At 73.2% G+C, this 15673-nt stretch carries 13 protein-coding genes, 3 pseudogenes and 1 riboswitch; of the genes and pseudogenes, 15 read left to right on the forward strand and 1 reads right to left on the reverse strand.

Annotated features, from left to right (window positions below; all coding sequences use genetic code 11):
* Positions 1-149 precede the first annotated feature (149 nt).
* The 14 genes and pseudogenes from AC0QR5_RS01760 (at position 150) to AC0QR5_RS01825 (ending at position 13309) form a co-directional block, all read left to right on the forward strand.
* Complete coding sequence (locus AC0QR5_RS01760; RefSeq protein ID WP_329859868.1) at positions 150-794, forward strand: IclR family transcriptional regulator; 645 nt, start codon at positions 150-152, stop codon at positions 792-794.
* Between the two features lie 83 nt (positions 795-877).
* Positions 878-2599, forward strand: coding sequence for a urocanate hydratase (locus tag AC0QR5_RS01765; protein WP_329859869.1), 1722 nt, complete (start codon positions 878-880; stop codon positions 2597-2599).
* A 9-nt stretch (positions 2600-2608) separates the two neighbouring features.
* On the forward strand, positions 2609-3952 hold the full coding sequence (locus AC0QR5_RS01770; RefSeq protein WP_329859870.1) for a YjiH family protein: 1344 nt from the start codon (positions 2609-2611) through the stop codon (positions 3950-3952).
* A 3-nt stretch (positions 3953-3955) separates the two neighbouring features.
* Positions 3956-5308, forward strand: coding sequence for an allantoate amidohydrolase (locus AC0QR5_RS01775; RefSeq protein WP_329859872.1), 1353 nt, complete (start codon positions 3956-3958; stop codon positions 5306-5308).
* The gene (locus AC0QR5_RS01780) at positions 5305-6561 is read left to right on the forward strand and encodes a formimidoylglutamate deiminase (RefSeq protein WP_329859873.1); all 1257 of its coding nucleotides are present in this window, start codon (positions 5305-5307) and stop codon (positions 6559-6561) included. The genes AC0QR5_RS01775 and AC0QR5_RS01780 overlap by 4 nt, the downstream gene beginning before the upstream one ends.
* On the forward strand, positions 6558-7748 hold the full coding sequence (gene hutI, locus AC0QR5_RS01785) for an imidazolonepropionase (protein ID WP_329859875.1): 1191 nt from the start codon (positions 6558-6560) through the stop codon (positions 7746-7748). The genes AC0QR5_RS01780 and hutI overlap by 4 nt, the downstream gene beginning before the upstream one ends.
* Positions 7749-7924: 176 nt before the next feature.
* Positions 7925-8674 carry an SIS domain-containing protein gene (locus tag AC0QR5_RS01790; protein WP_329859910.1) on the forward strand — a complete coding sequence of 250 codons (750 nt, stop codon included), beginning with the start codon at positions 7925-7927 and terminating at the stop codon, positions 8672-8674.
* Between the two features lie 23 nt (positions 8675-8697).
* Positions 8698-9225: an ROK family protein gene (locus AC0QR5_RS01795; protein ID WP_329859876.1), complete on the forward strand. Its 528-nt coding sequence runs from the start codon at positions 8698-8700 to the stop codon at positions 9223-9225.
* 73 nt (positions 9226-9298) lie between these two features.
* Positions 9299-9670: pseudogene (locus tag AC0QR5_RS01800) on the forward strand (PfkB family carbohydrate kinase); the annotation flags it as partial.
* 110 nt (positions 9671-9780) lie between these two features.
* A pseudogene (locus AC0QR5_RS01805) lies at positions 9781-10086 on the forward strand (PfkB family carbohydrate kinase); the annotation flags it as partial.
* A 21-nt stretch (positions 10087-10107) separates the two neighbouring features.
* Positions 10108-10958: pseudogene (locus AC0QR5_RS01810) on the forward strand (class II fructose-bisphosphate aldolase).
* Positions 10959-11009: 51 nt separating this feature from the next.
* Positions 11010-11843, forward strand: a complete 834-nt coding sequence (locus AC0QR5_RS01815; protein ID WP_329859878.1) for a DeoR/GlpR family DNA-binding transcription regulator — start codon at positions 11010-11012, stop codon at positions 11841-11843.
* 41 nt (positions 11844-11884) lie between these two features.
* The gene (tpx, locus tag AC0QR5_RS01820; protein ID WP_329859879.1) at positions 11885-12382 is read left to right on the forward strand and encodes a thiol peroxidase; all 498 of its coding nucleotides are present in this window, start codon (positions 11885-11887) and stop codon (positions 12380-12382) included.
* Positions 12383-12535: 153 nt separating this feature from the next.
* The gene (locus AC0QR5_RS01825) at positions 12536-13309 is read left to right on the forward strand and encodes a CPBP family intramembrane glutamic endopeptidase (protein ID WP_329859881.1); all 774 of its coding nucleotides are present in this window, start codon (positions 12536-12538) and stop codon (positions 13307-13309) included.
* A 24-nt stretch (positions 13310-13333) separates the two neighbouring features.
* Here the strand turns inward: AC0QR5_RS01825 and AC0QR5_RS01830 are convergent, their stop codons facing one another.
* The gene (locus tag AC0QR5_RS01830) at positions 13334-13978 is read right to left on the reverse strand and encodes a VOC family protein (protein WP_329859882.1); all 645 of its coding nucleotides are present in this window, start codon (positions 13976-13978) and stop codon (positions 13334-13336) included.
* A gap of 148 nt (positions 13979-14126) precedes the next feature.
* A riboswitch (SAM riboswitch) is annotated at positions 14127-14244 on the forward strand.
* Between the two features lie 65 nt (positions 14245-14309).
* Between AC0QR5_RS01830 and AC0QR5_RS01835 the strand changes: the two genes are divergently transcribed.
* A complete protein-coding gene (locus tag AC0QR5_RS01835; RefSeq protein ID WP_329859883.1) occupies positions 14310-15659 on the forward strand; it encodes a bifunctional o-acetylhomoserine/o-acetylserine sulfhydrylase in 1350 nt (449 codons plus the stop codon).
* Positions 15660-15673: the final 14 nt, after the last annotated feature.

Genomic DNA, 15673 nt, shown 5'->3' on the forward strand with positions numbered 1-15673 from the left:
AACCATGAAACACGGCGGGCACCCTTGGCGTCAATGTACCGACTGATGAAAATCTCTTGCCATCTGCTGCAACGATGTGCTGTCATGGATGTGAGCCAGGCAATATCAGCCCGGCCACCCAGCAGCCCGACGACGCCGAGGAGCACCCCATGGCCGAGAACGCCGACGCCACCACCCGGACGGCGGACCGCGTCCTGGCCCTGTTGCGCGCCGTGTGCGAGGCCGACGGGGTCAAGCTCTCCGACGCGGCCAAGGAGGTCGGACTCTCGCCGTCGACGGCGCTGCGTCTGCTGCGCACGCTCGAGGCCAACGGCTTCGCCCGCAAGGACGATTCCGGGGCCTACCGGCCCGGCTTCCGCATGATCCAGCTCGGCGTCGAGGCGCTCGGGCACGAGTCGCTCATCGAGGCGGCCCGCCCCGCCCTGCGCCGGCTCGTCGACGCCACGGGCGAGTCCGCCTACCTCTCCGTAGCCACGGGCAACGGCCACGGGCTCTACCTCGCCATCGAGGAGGGCACGCACACCGTCCGCCACGTCAACTGGGTCGGCCGGACCTTCCCCCTTCAGAACAGCGCCTCCGGCGCCGTGCTCCGGGGCGCGGTCGCCCCGGGAGGCTACCTCGTGGTCCCCGACGGCGTCGAGGTCGACGTCACGGCCGTGGCCGCGCCGGTCATGGTCGGCGGCAAGGTCGCCGCGGCCCTCTCCGTCGTCGCGCCGAGCTACCGCACCACGGCGGAGGCCGCCGAACGCACCGGCGCCCTCGTCGCGGGCGAGGCCGCCGAGCTCTTCACGTGAGCCCGGCCGGCACCACCCCGTCCACGCAGTCCACCCCGTCCAGCCCCCGAACCGAACCCCGCCACGACAGACAAGGAACAGCGATGACCTTCACGCAGCACGATCCCTCCCGCACCGTCCGCGCCCCGCGCGGCACCGAACTGACCGCGAAGTCGTGGCAGACCGAGGCGCCGTTGCGCATGCTCATGAACAACCTCGATCCGGAGGTCGCCGAGCGTCCCGAGGACCTCGTCGTCTACGGCGGCACGGGCCGCGCCGCCCGCTCCTGGGAGGCCTACGACGCGATCGTGAAGACCCTCGCCGACATCGAGGACGACGAGACGCTCCTGATCCAGTCCGGCAAGCCCGTCGGGGTCTTCCGCACCAACGTGTGGGCTCCCCGCGTGCTGATCGCCAACTCCAACCTTGTCGGCGACTGGGCGACGTGGCCCGAGTTCCGCAAGCTCGAGGCCGAGGGCCTGATGATGTACGGGCAGATGACCGCGGGCTCCTGGATCTACATCGGCACGCAGGGCATCCTCCAGGGCACCTACGAGACCTTCGCCGCCGTCGGACGCAAGCTCGCGGCCGAGGGCCGCCACCCCGCGCCGGCCGCCGAGGGCTCGGGGGAGGGCCCCCTGGCCGGGACGCTGACCCTGACCGGGGGGTGCGGCGGCATGGGCGGCGCGCAGCCGCTCGCCGTCACCCTCAACGACGGAGCCTGCCTCGTCGTGGACGTCTCCGAGGACCGCTTGCGCCGCCGCGTCGGCAAGCGCTACCTCGACGAGGTCGAGACCGACCTCGACGCCGCGATCGCCAAGGTCCAGGCGGCCAAGGCGGAGCGCCGCGGCTGGTCCGTCGGCTACGTCGGCAACGCCGCCGAGGTCTTCCCCGAGCTGCTGCGCCGCCACGGGGCCGGCGAAGTGGTGATCGACGTCGTCACCGACCAGACGAGCGCCCACGACCCGCTGAGCTACCTGCCGCTCGAGTACACGGTCGAGCAGTGGGCCGCCGAGGCCGCCGCCGATCCGGTGGGCTTCACCAAGAAGGCCCAGGAGTCCATGGCACGCCACGTCCAGGCGATGGTGGAGTTCCAGGATGCCGGCGCCGAGGTCTTCGACTACGGCAACTCCATCCGCGACGAGGCCCGCAAGGGCGGCTACGACCGCGCGTTCGAGTTCCCCGGCTTCGTCCCCGCCTACATCCGCCCGCTCTTCTGCGAGGGCCTCGGCCCGTTCCGCTGGGTCGCCCTGTCCGGCGACCCCGAGGACATCCGGGTGACGGACGAGGCGATCAAGGAGCTCTTCCCGGAGAACGCCCACCTGCGCAAGTGGCTCGACGCCGCGGCCGAGCGCGTCGAGTTCGAGGGCCTGCCGGCGCGCATCTGCTGGCTCGGCTACGGCGAGCGCCACCAGGCCGGCCTGCTCTTCAACCGCCTCGTCGCCGAGGGCAAGGTCAAGGCGCCGATCGTGATCGGCCGCGACCACCTCGACTCGGGCTCGGTCGCCAGCCCCTACCGGGAGACGGAGTCCATGAAGGACGGCTCCGACGCGATCGCCGACTGGCCGCTGCTCAACGCCCTGACCGCCGCGAGCTCGGGCGCGACCTGGGTCTCCCTGCACCACGGCGGCGGGGTCGGCATCGGCCGCTCCATCCACGCCGGGCAGGTCTCCGTGGCCGACGGCACGGAGCTCGCCGCAGCCAAGCTCACCGCGCTGCTGACCAACGACCCCGGCATGGGCGTCATCCGCCACGTCGACGCCGGCTACGAGCGCGCCTCCGAGGTCGCCGCCGAGCGCGGCGTCCGTATCCCGATGGCCGAGTAGAAGCAGACCATGGACAACACCCGCAATCCCGAGGTCCAGGAGACCGCGACCGCGCGGAGGCCCCGCGGGACCTGGCGCTTCTTCGTCTACAGCGTCATCGGCATCTTCATGTTCTTCGTCCCGATCACCATCGGGGAGAGGAACACCATCCCGCTGGACCACCTCGTCACGGCCGTCTCCACGCTCCTCGGCGGCGGAGCGAAGTTCGTGGCGCTCGCGCTCATCGTCGCGGGCACGATCTACCCGTTCGCGAGCGGGCGCTGGAAGGAGTCGCCGGTCAAGCGCACCTTCGCCTTCCTGAACATCCTCGGCCTCGCCACGGGCACGGCGCTCGTGTTCGGCGTCGGCCCGGCGTGGCTCTTCGACCCGGACCTGGGACCCTTCCTCTTCGACAAGCTCGTCATCCCCGTCGGCCTGATCGTCCCGATCGGCGCCGTCTTCCTGGCCATGCTCGTCGGATACGGCCTCATGGAGTTCACGGGCGTCCTGGTCCAGCCGGTCATGCGCCCCGTGTGGCGCACGCCGGGCCGCTCGGCGGTGGACGCGGTCGCCTCGTTCGTCGGCAGCTACTCCCTGGGGCTGCTGATCACCGACCGCGTGTACCGCGCCGGCCGCTACACGGCCCGCGAGGCGGCGATCATCGCCACGGGCTTCGCCACGGTCTCGGTGACGTTCATGGTGATCGTGGCCAAGACGCTGGACATCATGCACTTGTGGCTGCCGTACTTCTTCCTCACCTTCGCCGTCACCTTCCTCGTCACCGCGATCACGGTGCGGATCCCGCCGCTGAGCCGGATCAAGGAGGACTACTACCCGGGGGCGGAGCCCCAGCCCGAGGAGAAGGTCACCTCCCGCCGCCTCGCGACGGCGTGGGACGAGGCCATGCAGGTCCTCGCGAAGGCGCCGGGCCTGGGCCGGAACGTCTTGGAGAACTTCCGCGACGGGGTCCTGATGGCCATGGCGATCCTGCCCTCGATCCTCTCCGTGGGGCTGATCGGCCTGCTGTTGGCCCGCTTCACGCCCGTCTTCGACTGGCTCGGCTACGTCTTCTTCCCGATCACGTGGGCCCTGCAGCTGCCGGACCCGATGCTGGCCGCGAAGGCCTCCGCAGTGGGCATCGCCGAGATGTTCCTGCCGGCCACGGTCGTCGCGGGTCACGAGTCGGAGCTGCTGCGCCTGGTCATCGGCGTCGTCTCCGTCTCGGCGATCATCTTCTTCTCCGCGCTCGTGCCGTGCATCCTGGCCACGCGCATCCCGATCAAGGTGTGGCAGCTCGTGGTGATCTGGTTCCAGCGTGTCGCGCTGACGCTGATCCTCGCCACCCCGGTCGCGTTCCTCATCGCAGAAAGGTAGCCCATGCCCGCCACCGCCCCGTCGTCGGCCGCCGGTGCCGTCGTCCCCCTCATGTCCGCGATCGCGGACACGGGCAGGGACGCGCGCCGCGGCGGCTACACCCGCCCCGTGTTCACCTCCTCCGAGCTCGAGCTGCGCGAGTGGTTCACCGCCGAGGCCTCCTCCCGCGGGCTCGCCGTGGAGACCGACGCCAATGGGCTGATCTGGGCGTGGTGGGACCTGCCCGCGACGAAGGACGACGCCGGGGCCCGCCCGGGTGCCGGAGCCCGGGCGGGCGGGGCGCCGGCGTCGTCCCCCGATCCGCGGCGCGGAGCCCTCGTCACCGGATCCCACCTGGACTCCGTGCCCGGGGGCGGGGCGTTCGACGGCCCGCTCGGCGTCGCCTCCGCGCTCGCGGCGTTCGACGAGCTGCGCGCCCGCGAGGCCGCGGGATCGCTCGAGCGGCACCGCGCGTTCGCCATCGCCGTGTTCCCCGAGGAGGAGGGCTCCCGCTTCGGCGTCGCGTGCCTCGGCTCCCGCCTCCTGACGGGCGCGATCGACCCCGCCCGGGCGCTCGCGCTGCGCGACGCCGACGGGACCACGTTCGCCGACGCGGCCCGCGCCCACGGGCTCGACCCCGACCGGATGGGCCGGGACGAGGCCGCGCTCGCCCGCATCGGCGACTTCATCGAGCTGCACGTGGAGCAGGGCCGCGGCCTCAACACGGAGGAGTTCACGGACCACGCCGGGCGCGGCCCGGCGCTCGCCGTCGGCTCCGCGATCCTCGGCCATGGCCGCTGGCGCCTGAGCGTCTCGGGGCAGGGCAACCATGCGGGCACGACCCTCATGGAGGACCGCGCGGATCCCCTGGTCGCCGCCGCCCAGATGGTGCTCGCCGTCCGCCAGGCGGCCCGTGCGCAGGACGGCGCCCGCGCCACCGTCGGCCGGCTCGAGCCCGTCCCCGGCGGCACCAACGTCATCGCCTCCCGCGTGGACTTCTGGCTCGACGTGCGCCATCCGGACGACGCCGTCACCGCCGCGCTCGTCGAACGCATCCACGGCCAGGCGCAGAAGATCGCCGCCTTCGAGGGCTGTACCGTGGCCCTCACGGAGGAGTCCTACTCCGGCACCGTCCACTTCGATCCGGCCCTGCAGCGCTCCCTCCAGCGCTCGGTCGGCCGGGTCAGCCCCGGGGCACCGCTCTTGGACACGGGGGCGGGACACGACGCCGGCGTGCTCTCCTCCGAGGTGCCCACGGGCATGCTCTACGTGCGCAATCCGAGCGGCATCAGCCACGCGCCCGAGGAACACGTCGAGGACGCCGACGCCGTCGCCGGTGCCCTCGCGCTCGCCGACGCCCTCGAGGAGCTCCTGTGAGCGCCGCGGGCGGCGCGCCCGCGGGCCCCGGAGGCTCCACGGTCCGCGTCCCCGGCCCCGTCAACGCCCACTCGCACGCCTTCCACCGCATCCTCCGCGGGCGCACCCACCTCGGGGCGGCCGGCGGGGCCGGGGACTTCTGGACGTGGCGCGAGCAGATGTACGGCGCGGCCTCCCACCTCGGACCCCGGGAGTACGGGCGGCTCGCCACGGCCGTGTTCGCGGAGATGGCCGTGACCGGCTGGACCGCCGTGGGGGAGTTCCACTACGTCCACCACCGCGCCGACGGCACGCCCTACCCCGACCACGACATGGAGAGAGCGCTCGCCCGGGCCGCGATCGCCGCCGGGATCCGGCTCGTGCTGCTGGACACGTGCTACCTCGACGGCGGACTCGCCGCCGACGGGACCGTGCTGCCGCTGGATCCCGTCCAGCGCCGCTTCAGCGACGGATCCGCCGGCGCCTGGCTCGCCCGCCGCCGCGGACTCGCCGCCGCCCTCGCCGAGGAGGACGCCGGCCGCGGGCTCGTCACGCTCGGCGCGGCCATCCACTCCGTCCGCGCCGTCCCGCCCGCGGCGCTCGCCGAGATCGCCGCGGGACTCGCCGCCGAACCGGACGCGCCCCTGCACGTGCACCTCTCGGAACAGCCCGCGGAGAACGCCGCGTGCCGGGCCGCGTACGGCATGAGCCCCACGCGGCTGCTCGCCGAGCACGGGCTGCTCACGGGGCGGCTCTCCGCGGTCCACGCCACGCACCTCGACGACGAGGACATCGCGCTCCTCGGCGCGGCCGGAGCGTCGATCGTGATGTGCCCGACGACGGAGGCGGACCTCGCCGACGGCATCGGTCCGGCCCGGGAGCTCGCCGACGCCGGCGCGGTGATCGCGCTCGGAACGGACCAGCACGCCGTCGTCGACCCCTTCCTGGAGCAACGCGCCCTCGAGCACGGGGAGCGCCTGCGGAGCGGGATCCGCGGGCGCTTCAGCCCGTCCGGGCTCGCGGACGCCGCGCGCGCCGGCGGCCTGCGCAGCCTGGGGCTCCCGGAGAACGACGACCACCTGCTGGTCGACGCGGCCAGCACGCGCACCGCGGGCTCCCGCCCGGGGCAGCTGATGCTCTCGGCGACGTCCGCGGACGTGGCCCGCGTCGTCGTCAACGGCACCGTCGTGGCCGAACACGGGCGCCACACGCTCCTCGGCGACCCCGCCGGCCTCTACGCCTCCTTCCTCGCCGACCACCCGGAGTTCGCATGAGCACCCTCTTGATCACCCACGTGTCCGAGCTGACCACCGTCGACGCCGAGGGCACCGTCCTGCGCGACGCCGCCCTCCTCGTCGAGGACGGGCGCATCGCCTGGATCGGCGCGGCCTCGGCCGCGCCGGCCGCGGACGAGCGGTACGACGCCGGAGGCCGCGCGCTCCTGCCGGGCTGGGTCGACTCCCATACGCATCTGGTCTTCGACGGGGACCGCGGCGCCGAGTTCGAGGCGCGCATGGCCGGGCAGGCCTATGCCGCCGGCGGCATCGGGACCACCATGAAGGCGACGCGGGCCGCGGGGGACGCGCGGCTGTCCGGGCTCGTCGCGGCCCGCGTCGCCGAGGCGGTGGCCGGCGGCACGACCTACCTCGAGACCAAGACCGGCTACGGACTGGACGTGGCGCAGGAGGCCCGGCACGCGCGGATCGCGGCGGAGGCCGTGGACCAGGTGACGTTCCTCGGAGCGCACCTGGTCCCCCAGGGCCAGGACGCGGACGCCTACACCGAGCTCGTCTGCACTCAGATGCTCGAGGCGGTCGCACCGCACGTGCGCTGGATCGACGTCTTCTGCGAACGCGGCGCGTTCACCGCGGAGCAGTCCCGGCGTGTGCTCGAGGCCGGTCGCGCGGCCGGACTCGGCCTGCGCGTGCACGGCAACCAGCTCGGACCGGGCCCGGGCGTCCGGCTCGCGGTCGAGTTCGGCGCCGCGAGCGTGGACCACGTCAACCACCTGGACGCCGAAGACCTCGGGGCGCTCGCCGGCAGCTGGAGCGGTTGGGACGCGGCCGCCCGGAGCGGGGAGCGTGGCACGGTGGCCACGTGCCTCCCGGCGTGCGACCTCTCGACGCGGCAGCCGCTCGCACCGGGCCGGGAGCTCCTCGACGCCGGCGTGCAGATCGCGCTCGCCTCGAATTGCAATCCCGGGACGAGCTACACGAGCTCGATGGCCTTCTGCGTGGCCACGGCCGTGCTGCAGATGCGGCTCACCCTGGCCGAGGCGGTCGCCGCGGCCACCTACGGCGGCGCGCTCGCGCTCGGGGTCGAGGCGGAGACGGGCAGCCTCGAGGTCGGCAAGCGCGCGGACCTGCACCTGCTCGAGGCCCCCGCGGCGATCCACCTGGCCTACCGCCCCGGCATGCCGTCGACGGCCGCGGTCTGGAAGGACGGCGTGCGCCTGCGCTGAATCCTGCGCGGCACCATCGCCCCACCGTCGATTGTTTTTGACGACTAGACAAGGGAAACAATCAGAAGTAATCATTGAGTCACGATGTGATGCACGCGGCCTCAAGGCCCCGTGAAAGGGACTGCATCGTGACCACGAGCGAACGACTCGACGCAGCCACCGGGCTGGGAGCCCACATGGAGCGCGAGCTCACGAGCCAGCCGGGGCTCTGGCAGCGGGCCATCGAGCAGTCGCGTGCCGAGTCCCTGTTGCCGGCCGACGGGGCCCGCATCGCGCTCGTCGGCTGCGGCACCTCGTGGTTCAAGGCCCAGGCCTACGCCGTCGCCCGGGAAACCGCCGGCCGCGGCGTCACGGACGCCTTCGCCGCCTCCGAGGCGCTCATCGACGGGCGCGGCTACGACGCCGTCGTCGCCATCACGCGCTCCGGGACCACGACCGAGGTCCTCGAGCTGCTGCGCCGCATCGACCCGGCGATCCCCACCGTCGCGATCGTGGGCGACACGAGCTCGCCGATCACGACGCTCGCCGGCTCCGTCGTCGAACTGCCGTACGCGGACGAGCGGTCGGTCGTCCAGACGCGCTTCGCCACGACCGCCCTGGCCTACCTGCTCACGAGCGTCGGCATCGACCTGTCGGCCGCCGTCGAGGACGCCCGCGCCGCCGTGTCCGAGGAGACTCCCCGGGAGCTCCTCGACGCCGCGCCCGGCCGCGTCACGTGGGTCTTCGGCGAGGCGCCGGAAGGCCTCGACGCCGACGTCGCCGCGACCGGTGCCACCTACCGCGCCGACGGCGGGCACCCGCTCGCCACCCTGGCCCGCGTGCACAAGACGACCCTCGACCGGGCGCGCGCCCGCGGCCTGGACCCGGACGCCCCCCCGCAACGCAACCTGACGCGCTCCGTCATCCTGGAGCCCGGGCGGGCCTGAGGCCCCGTCCGCGCGACCACGCCATGACCACGACCCCGCGACCGCATCCGGCGGCACGCCACCTGCTCTTCGACGTCGGGGGCACGGACATCAAGTCCGCCCTTGCCGACGCCGACGGGCGGCTCATCGACGTCGCCCGGACGCCCACGCCCCGCGACGCCTCCGATCCCGGCGGCGCCGTCGTCGAGGCCCTCGCACGCCTCACAGCCGAGCGCGGGACCGGGGGGCTGCGCTCGGCCGGTGTCGTGCTGTGCGGGATCGTGGACGAGGCGGCGGGAACCGGTGTCTATTCCGCGAACCTCGGCTGGCGGGACTTCCCGTTCCGGTACCGCTTGGGGGCGGCGCTGGGGCTCCCGGTCGGCCTGGGGGACGACGTCGGTGCCGCCGCCGAGGCGGAGCTCGCCCTCGGCGTGGGCCGGGACGGCGCGGGGGCCGCGCCGGCCGACGCGGCCATTGCCCGGCGCTACTCCGAGGCCGCCGGGACCCCCGTCGGCGGCGCCCGGGACGTCATCGAGCGCGCGGCGGCCTCGCCGAGGCGGGCGACGCGCTGATCGCCCCGCTCCGCGACGCCGTCGGGGCCCGATTGTCCTTCCACCGCAAGCCGCGGATCGCCGCGGCGCGGTCATGATCCTCACGGTCACCGCCAACCCGGCCCTCGACGAGACCTATCAGGTGGACGGGATCGATCCGGATGGGACGCACCGCGTCGACGCCCCGGCCTCGCGGGCCGGCGGCAAGGGGCTCAACGTGGCCCGCGTCCTGCACGCGCAGGGCGTGCCCGTCACGGCGCTGGCCACGTGTGTAGGGCCCGTCGGCGCGGCCTTTGCCGCGGAACTCGAGTCGAGCGGCATCCCGCACCACCTCGTCCCGGTCGCCGGCACGACGCGGCGCAGCTTCGCGCTCGTGCAGCCGGACGGGCGGACAGCGGTCTTCAACGAGCGCGGCCCGGCGCTCGAGGCGGCCGAGTGGTCGCGACTGCGCGACGCGGCCGGGACCCTGCTGGCCGGGGCGTCCGTCGTCGTCGCTTCCGGAAGCCTGCCGCAGGACGCGCCCCGGGACTTCCACCCGTGGCTCGTCGCCGAGGCCAGGGCCGCCGGGCCCCGGTCATGGTCGACACCTCGGGACCCGCGCTCCTGGCCGCGGCGCGGGCCGGCGCCGACGTGCTCAAGCCGAACCACCACGAGCTCCTCGAGGCCACCGGGGCGCCGGACCTGCCCACGGCCGCGGCCGCGCTCCTGGAGCTCGGGGCCCGCTGCGTGTTCGCGAGCTCGGGCGAGGACGGGCTCGCCGTGTTCGACGCCGCCGCGCCCGGCCGGTGGATCTCCGCGCGGTTGCCCGCCCCGCTGAGCGGCAACCCCACGGGGGCCGGCGACGCCGCGGTCGCCGCCATCGCCGCGGGACTGCTCGAGCCGGACGCGAGTCCGGAACGGCTCCTGCGTCGCGCGGCCTCCTGGTCCGCCGCCGTCGCCGCGCGCCGCTGCCAGGGCGCGTTCAACGTGATCCACCTCGAGACGGCCGATGCGCTCGTGGCCGCCGCCGAGGAGGCCCGGCTGCCGGTCATCCTGCAGATCTCGGAGAACTGCGTGAAGTACCACGGTGCGCTCGAGCCCATCGCCGCCGCGTGCCTCGCGGCCGCCCGCGGCGCGACCGTGCCCGTCGCCGTCCACCTCGACCACGCCGAGAGCGAGGAGCTCGCGCTCGCCGCCGTCGACCTCGGCTTCGGCTCCGTGATGTACGACGGCGCCCACCTCGACTACGCCGACAACGTCGCCGCGACGCGCCGCGTCGTCGCCTACGCGCACGAGCGCGGCGTGTACGTCGAGGCCGAGCTGGGCAAGGTCGGGGGCAAGGACGGAGCCCATGCGCCGGGGGTGCGGACCGACCCGGGGGAGGCGGCGGCCTTCGCCGAGCAGACCGGAGTGGACGCGCTCGCCGTGGCCGTCGGCTCCTCCCACGCGATGCTCGAGCGCAGCGCCTCTCTGGACCTGGAGCTCATCGCCCGGCTCGACGCCGCGCTGGACGTCCCGCTCGTGCTGCACGGCTTCTCCGGCGTCCCGACGAGGTGATTTCCGCGGTCATCGCGGCGGGCATGCGCAAGATCAACGTCTCCACGCATCTGAACCGCTTCTTCACCGAGGCCGTCCGCGCGCACCTCGACGCCCACCCGGCACTCGTCGACTCGCGCAAGTACCTCGCCGAGGGCCGCCGCGCGATGTCCGCGGAGGCCGCGCGGCTCCTGACGCTCTTCGCCGGCGCGGACCGCGCCGTGCCGGCCGCCCGCTAGATATGCTGCTAGGGCGGCGCGCGGTGGGCGCGGGAGCGACAAGGAGCGGGAATGCAACGCAGTGAACGCCTGAGGGAGATCCTCAACCTCCTCGCGGAGGAGGGCCAGCTGGAAGTCGGCGACGTCGTCGATCGGCTCGGTATCTCGCCCGCGACGGCCCGGCGCGACCTCGACTCCCTCGCCGCGCAGCGCCTCCTGACCCGCACGCACGGCGGGGCGACGACGAACACCCTCTCCTTCGACCTGCCCGGGAAGTACACGCGGGACGCGGCGGCCGGACGCAAGCGGGCGATCGCGGCCTTCGCCGGCTCGCTCGTGTCACCGGGGATGAGCATCGGGCTGACCGGCGGCACGACGTGCAGCGCGATCGCGACGCACCTCGGCCTGCGGGAGGACCTCGCCGATCCCTCCGGGCAGCCCGGCATCACGGTGGTCACGAACTCGGTCAACATCGCCACGACGCTCGCGGTCCGCAGCCACGTCAAGGTCATGGCCACGGGCGGCGTGCTCAACCCCAGCTCGTACGAGCTCGTGGGCTCCTTTGCCGAGCAGTCGCTGCAGCGCGTCAGCCTGGACCTGGCCTTCATCGGCGTCGGCGGGATCGACGCGGAGGGCCCGACGGTCCACGACGAGGCCGAAGCGGCGGTCAACTCGCTCATGGCGGCCCGGGCGGCCCGCGCCTACGTCGTCGCGGATTCCTCCAAGATCGGCCGGCGCGCGTTCGTCTCGCTCGAGGGCGCGCGGTTCGGCCACGTCGTGACCGACGCCGACCTGGACGAGGCACAGCGTGCGCTGCTCGAGGGCGCCGGCTACGAGGTCGTCGTGGCCGAGGACGCGGCCGACGACGAGCGGCCGGCCGCCGACGCGGCGCAGGGCGGCGCGTAGCACGGACCGTGACGCCGGGCCGTCCGTGATAGACAGGAGTCATGGCAACCACCGCATTCAGGGGAACCCCCGTCCAGACCATCGGCGAGCTTCCGACCGCCGGCACCACCGCCCCGGGCTTCGAGCTCACCGCCGCGGACCTGTCCGCGCTGAGCAGCGAGGACCTGGCCGGGCGCCGGGTCGTCCTGAACATCTTCCCGAGCATCGACACGGGCGTCTGCGCCGCGAGCGTGCGCCGCTTCAACGAACTCGCCGCCTCGCTCGAGAACACCGCCGTCGTGTGCGTCTCCGCCGACCTGCCGTTCGCCCTGTCCCGCTTCTGCGGCGCCGAGGGCATCGAGAATGTCGTGGCCGGTTCCACCTTCCGCTCCGCGTTCGGGCAGGACTACGGCACCACGCTGATCGACGGCCCGCTGGCGGGCCTGCACGCGCGCTCCGTCGTCGTCCTGGATGCGGACCGCACCGTGCTGCACACCGAGCTCGTCCCCGAGACCGGCCAGGAACCGGACTACGACGCCGCGGTCGCGGCCCTGGCCTAGCAGGCACCACCGGCCACGGGCCACGGACAGCCCGGCGGAAGCGCGCCACCACGCGGAGCCGCCGGGCTGTTCCGTGCCCGGGGGCCACCGCTTCCGGCGCAGGGGGGAGCTCGGTGCCGCCCCGGGGCCGCAGGGGCCGTAGGCTGGGTGACCATGAAGCACCCCGAGCCGCCCGCCGTGGGCACCGAGCGGAACATGCTGCGGGCCCAGCTGCTTCTGGTCCTGGCCCTCTCGCTCGGCCAGTCCGCCGTCTACGCCGTTGTGAACCTGCTGGACAAGCTGTCCCGGGAGCCGCTCGCGCAGCAGACGACGCGCATGAACACGAGCCTGAACGACCGGCAGTACTTCGACCTGACGTACCAGCTCCTCGACATCGGCTTCTCGCTCGTACCCGTCGCGCTCGTCTTCTTCTTCCTGCACCAGGCCGGACGCAACGGCTTCCGGCTGTTCGGCTTCGATGGCCGCCGCCCGTGGCCCGACGCCGGCTGGGGCCTGCTCCTGTTCGGGGCGATCGGCGTCGGCACGCTCGGCGTCTACGCGGCGGGCCGGGCCCTGGGCATCACCACGGCGATCGTCCCCGCGGCCCTGGATCCGTTCTGGTGGACCATCCCCGTGCTCGTCCTCTCCGCGGTGCGCCACGGGATCCTCGAGGAGGTCGTCGTCGTCGGCTTCCTCTTCCACGTGTTGCGCCGGATCGGCTGGGGCCCCTGGGCCGTCATCGTCGCCAGCGCGCTGTTCCGCGGCAGCTACCACCTCTACCAGGGGTTCGGGCCGTTCATCGGCAACGCCCTCATGGGACTCGCCTTCGGCTGGTTCTACCACCGCTACGGCCGGGTCATGCCGCTCGTGATCGCCCACGCGCTCCTGGACTCGGCCGGGTTCGTCGGATACGCGCTCCTGGGGCCCGCGATCGGCATCGGTTCCTAGCGGGCCCGCCTTGCGGGCCGTGGGCTAGAGGGTGACCGGGCCGTTCGGCGTCTCGAAGGTCACGGACAGGATGCCGGGGGTGCCGTTCGGGGCCTGCCACTCGACGTCCACTCCCTCGAGCGGGTTCTTCTCCGGCGTGCCGAGCCACTCGCGGACGCGTTCGACGGAACCGGCGATCGCGATGCGGCTGATCCGGCCGGCCGGATCCAGCGCCTTGGAGGGGTGCAGCTCCTCGGTGCCGTCGTCCCAGCGCAGCATGTAGGGCACCTGCGGGTCGGCGATCAGGCCCTTGATGCCGATCTGCTGCCACGTGAGCTCGCGGCCGTCGGGGAACTTGCGATTGCCGGGGACCGAGGCGCGTCCGAGCCGCTCCTCGAAGGGGGCGAGGTCCTCCACCGCCACGCACCAGCCCATCCAGCCGCCGCCCATTTCCGAGCGGGCCCTCACGGCCTGCCCGAACGGGGCCTTGTCCGAGGCCGGATGGTTCAGGACCTCGACGACCTCGAGGTACTGCTTGTTCTCGAGCGGGAAGATCACGTTCCGCGTCCCGAACCGCGGATGGACACCGCCCTTGACCGATTCAAGCCCCAGCTGTTCTTCGATCCTGGCCGCCGTGGCCGCCAGACCGTCCTGTCCGCACGCATATGAAACATGGTCCAACCTCATCATGGGTTCATGATGGCACTTTGTGATGTGGGTCTCGACTTAGGCTCCCCTTGCTTGTGGCGGCCGCGGAGGCGCGTCCGCTTTCACGCCGCGTCATATTCGCGCGGCGCCGCTTGCGGCCCCGCCCGCTCCCGGGCCAGACTGGATCCCAGGTCATGAGTGCCAGCGCTAAACCCCGGTTTGCTGGCCGGCAACCCTCCACTCGCGGTGGGGTGCCCCGGGTGAGGACCGGGCCGAGCATCAATCCCGATGCCCGGCAAGCGCGGGTCACGACCCCGTCGGCAGGCACGGCCGCCGGACGGGGGAACGGCCCTTCGATGGAAGGGAAGCCACCATGTCCAACCACTGGAACTTCGAGACGCGCCAGATCCACGCCGGCCAGAGTCCGGACGCGGCCACGGGCGCCCGGGCCCTGCCGATCTACCAGACCACCTCGTTCGTCTTCCCGAGCGCCGAGAGCGCCGCGGCCCGCTTCGCGCTGGCCGAGCTCGAACCGATCTACACGCGCATCGGCAACCCCACGCAGGAGGCCGTGGAGAACCGCATCGCGGACCTCGAGGGCGGCGTCGGCGCGCTGCTCCTGTCCTCGGGGCAGGCCGCGACGACGTTCGCGATCCTGAACGTCGCGGGCGCCGGCGACCACATCGTGGCCAGCCCGAGCCTCTATGGCGGGACGCAGAACCTGCTCAAGCACACGCTCGCCCGCCTCGGCGTCGAAGTCACCTTCGTCGCCGACCCGGACGACCTGGGGCTGTGGCGCGACGCCGTCAAGCCCAACACCAAGGCCTTCTTCGGGGAAGTCGTCTCCAATCCGCGCCAGGACGTGCTGGACATCGAGGGCGTGAGCGCGGCGGCCCACGAGGCCGGCGTGCCGCTGCTCGTGGACAACACGCTGTCCACCCCGTACCTGGTCCGCCCGATCGAGTGGGGCGCCGACGTCGTCATCCACTCGGCGACCAAGTACCTCGGCGGCCACGGCACGGCGATCGCCGGCGTGATCGTGGACGCCGGCCGCTTCGACTACGCCGCGGATCCGGAGCGGTTCCCGGGCTTCAACACCCCGGACGAGTCCTACAACGGACTGGTCTTCGCCCGCGACCTCGGCGTGGACGGGATCCTCGGGGCCAACCTCGCCTACATCCTCAAGGCCCGCGTGCAGTTGCTGCGCGACCTCGGTTCCTCGGTGGCGCCCTTCAACGCCTTCCTGATCGCGCAGGGCCTCGAGACCCTGAGCCTGCGGGTCGAGCGCCACGTCGCCAACGCCCAGAAGGTCGCCGAGTGGCTCGAGGCGCGTTCCGACGTCGTGTCGGTCGCCTATGCGGGGCTGCCCTCGAGCCCGTGGTTCGAGCGCGGACGCAAGTACGGTCCGCGCGGCACGGGAGCCGTGATCGCGTTCGAACTGGCCGGCGGTGCCGCCGCGGGCCAGGCCTTCATCGACGGGCTGCAGCTGCACTCCCACGTCGCCAACATCGGCGACGTGCGCTCCCTGGCCATCCACCCGGCGTCGACCACGCACGCGCAGCTGACCGAGCAGGAACGCCGCTCGGCCGGCGTCACGCCCGGCCTGGTCCGGATCGCCGTGGGCATCGAGCACGTGGACGACATCATCGCGGACCTGGAGGGCGGCTTCGCGGCGGCCTCCGCCGCCGACGCTCCGGCCGCCGACCTCGAAGCGGTGAAGTGAGCATCGACGTCGAC

The organism is Arthrobacter sp. J156, assembly GCF_056172865.1.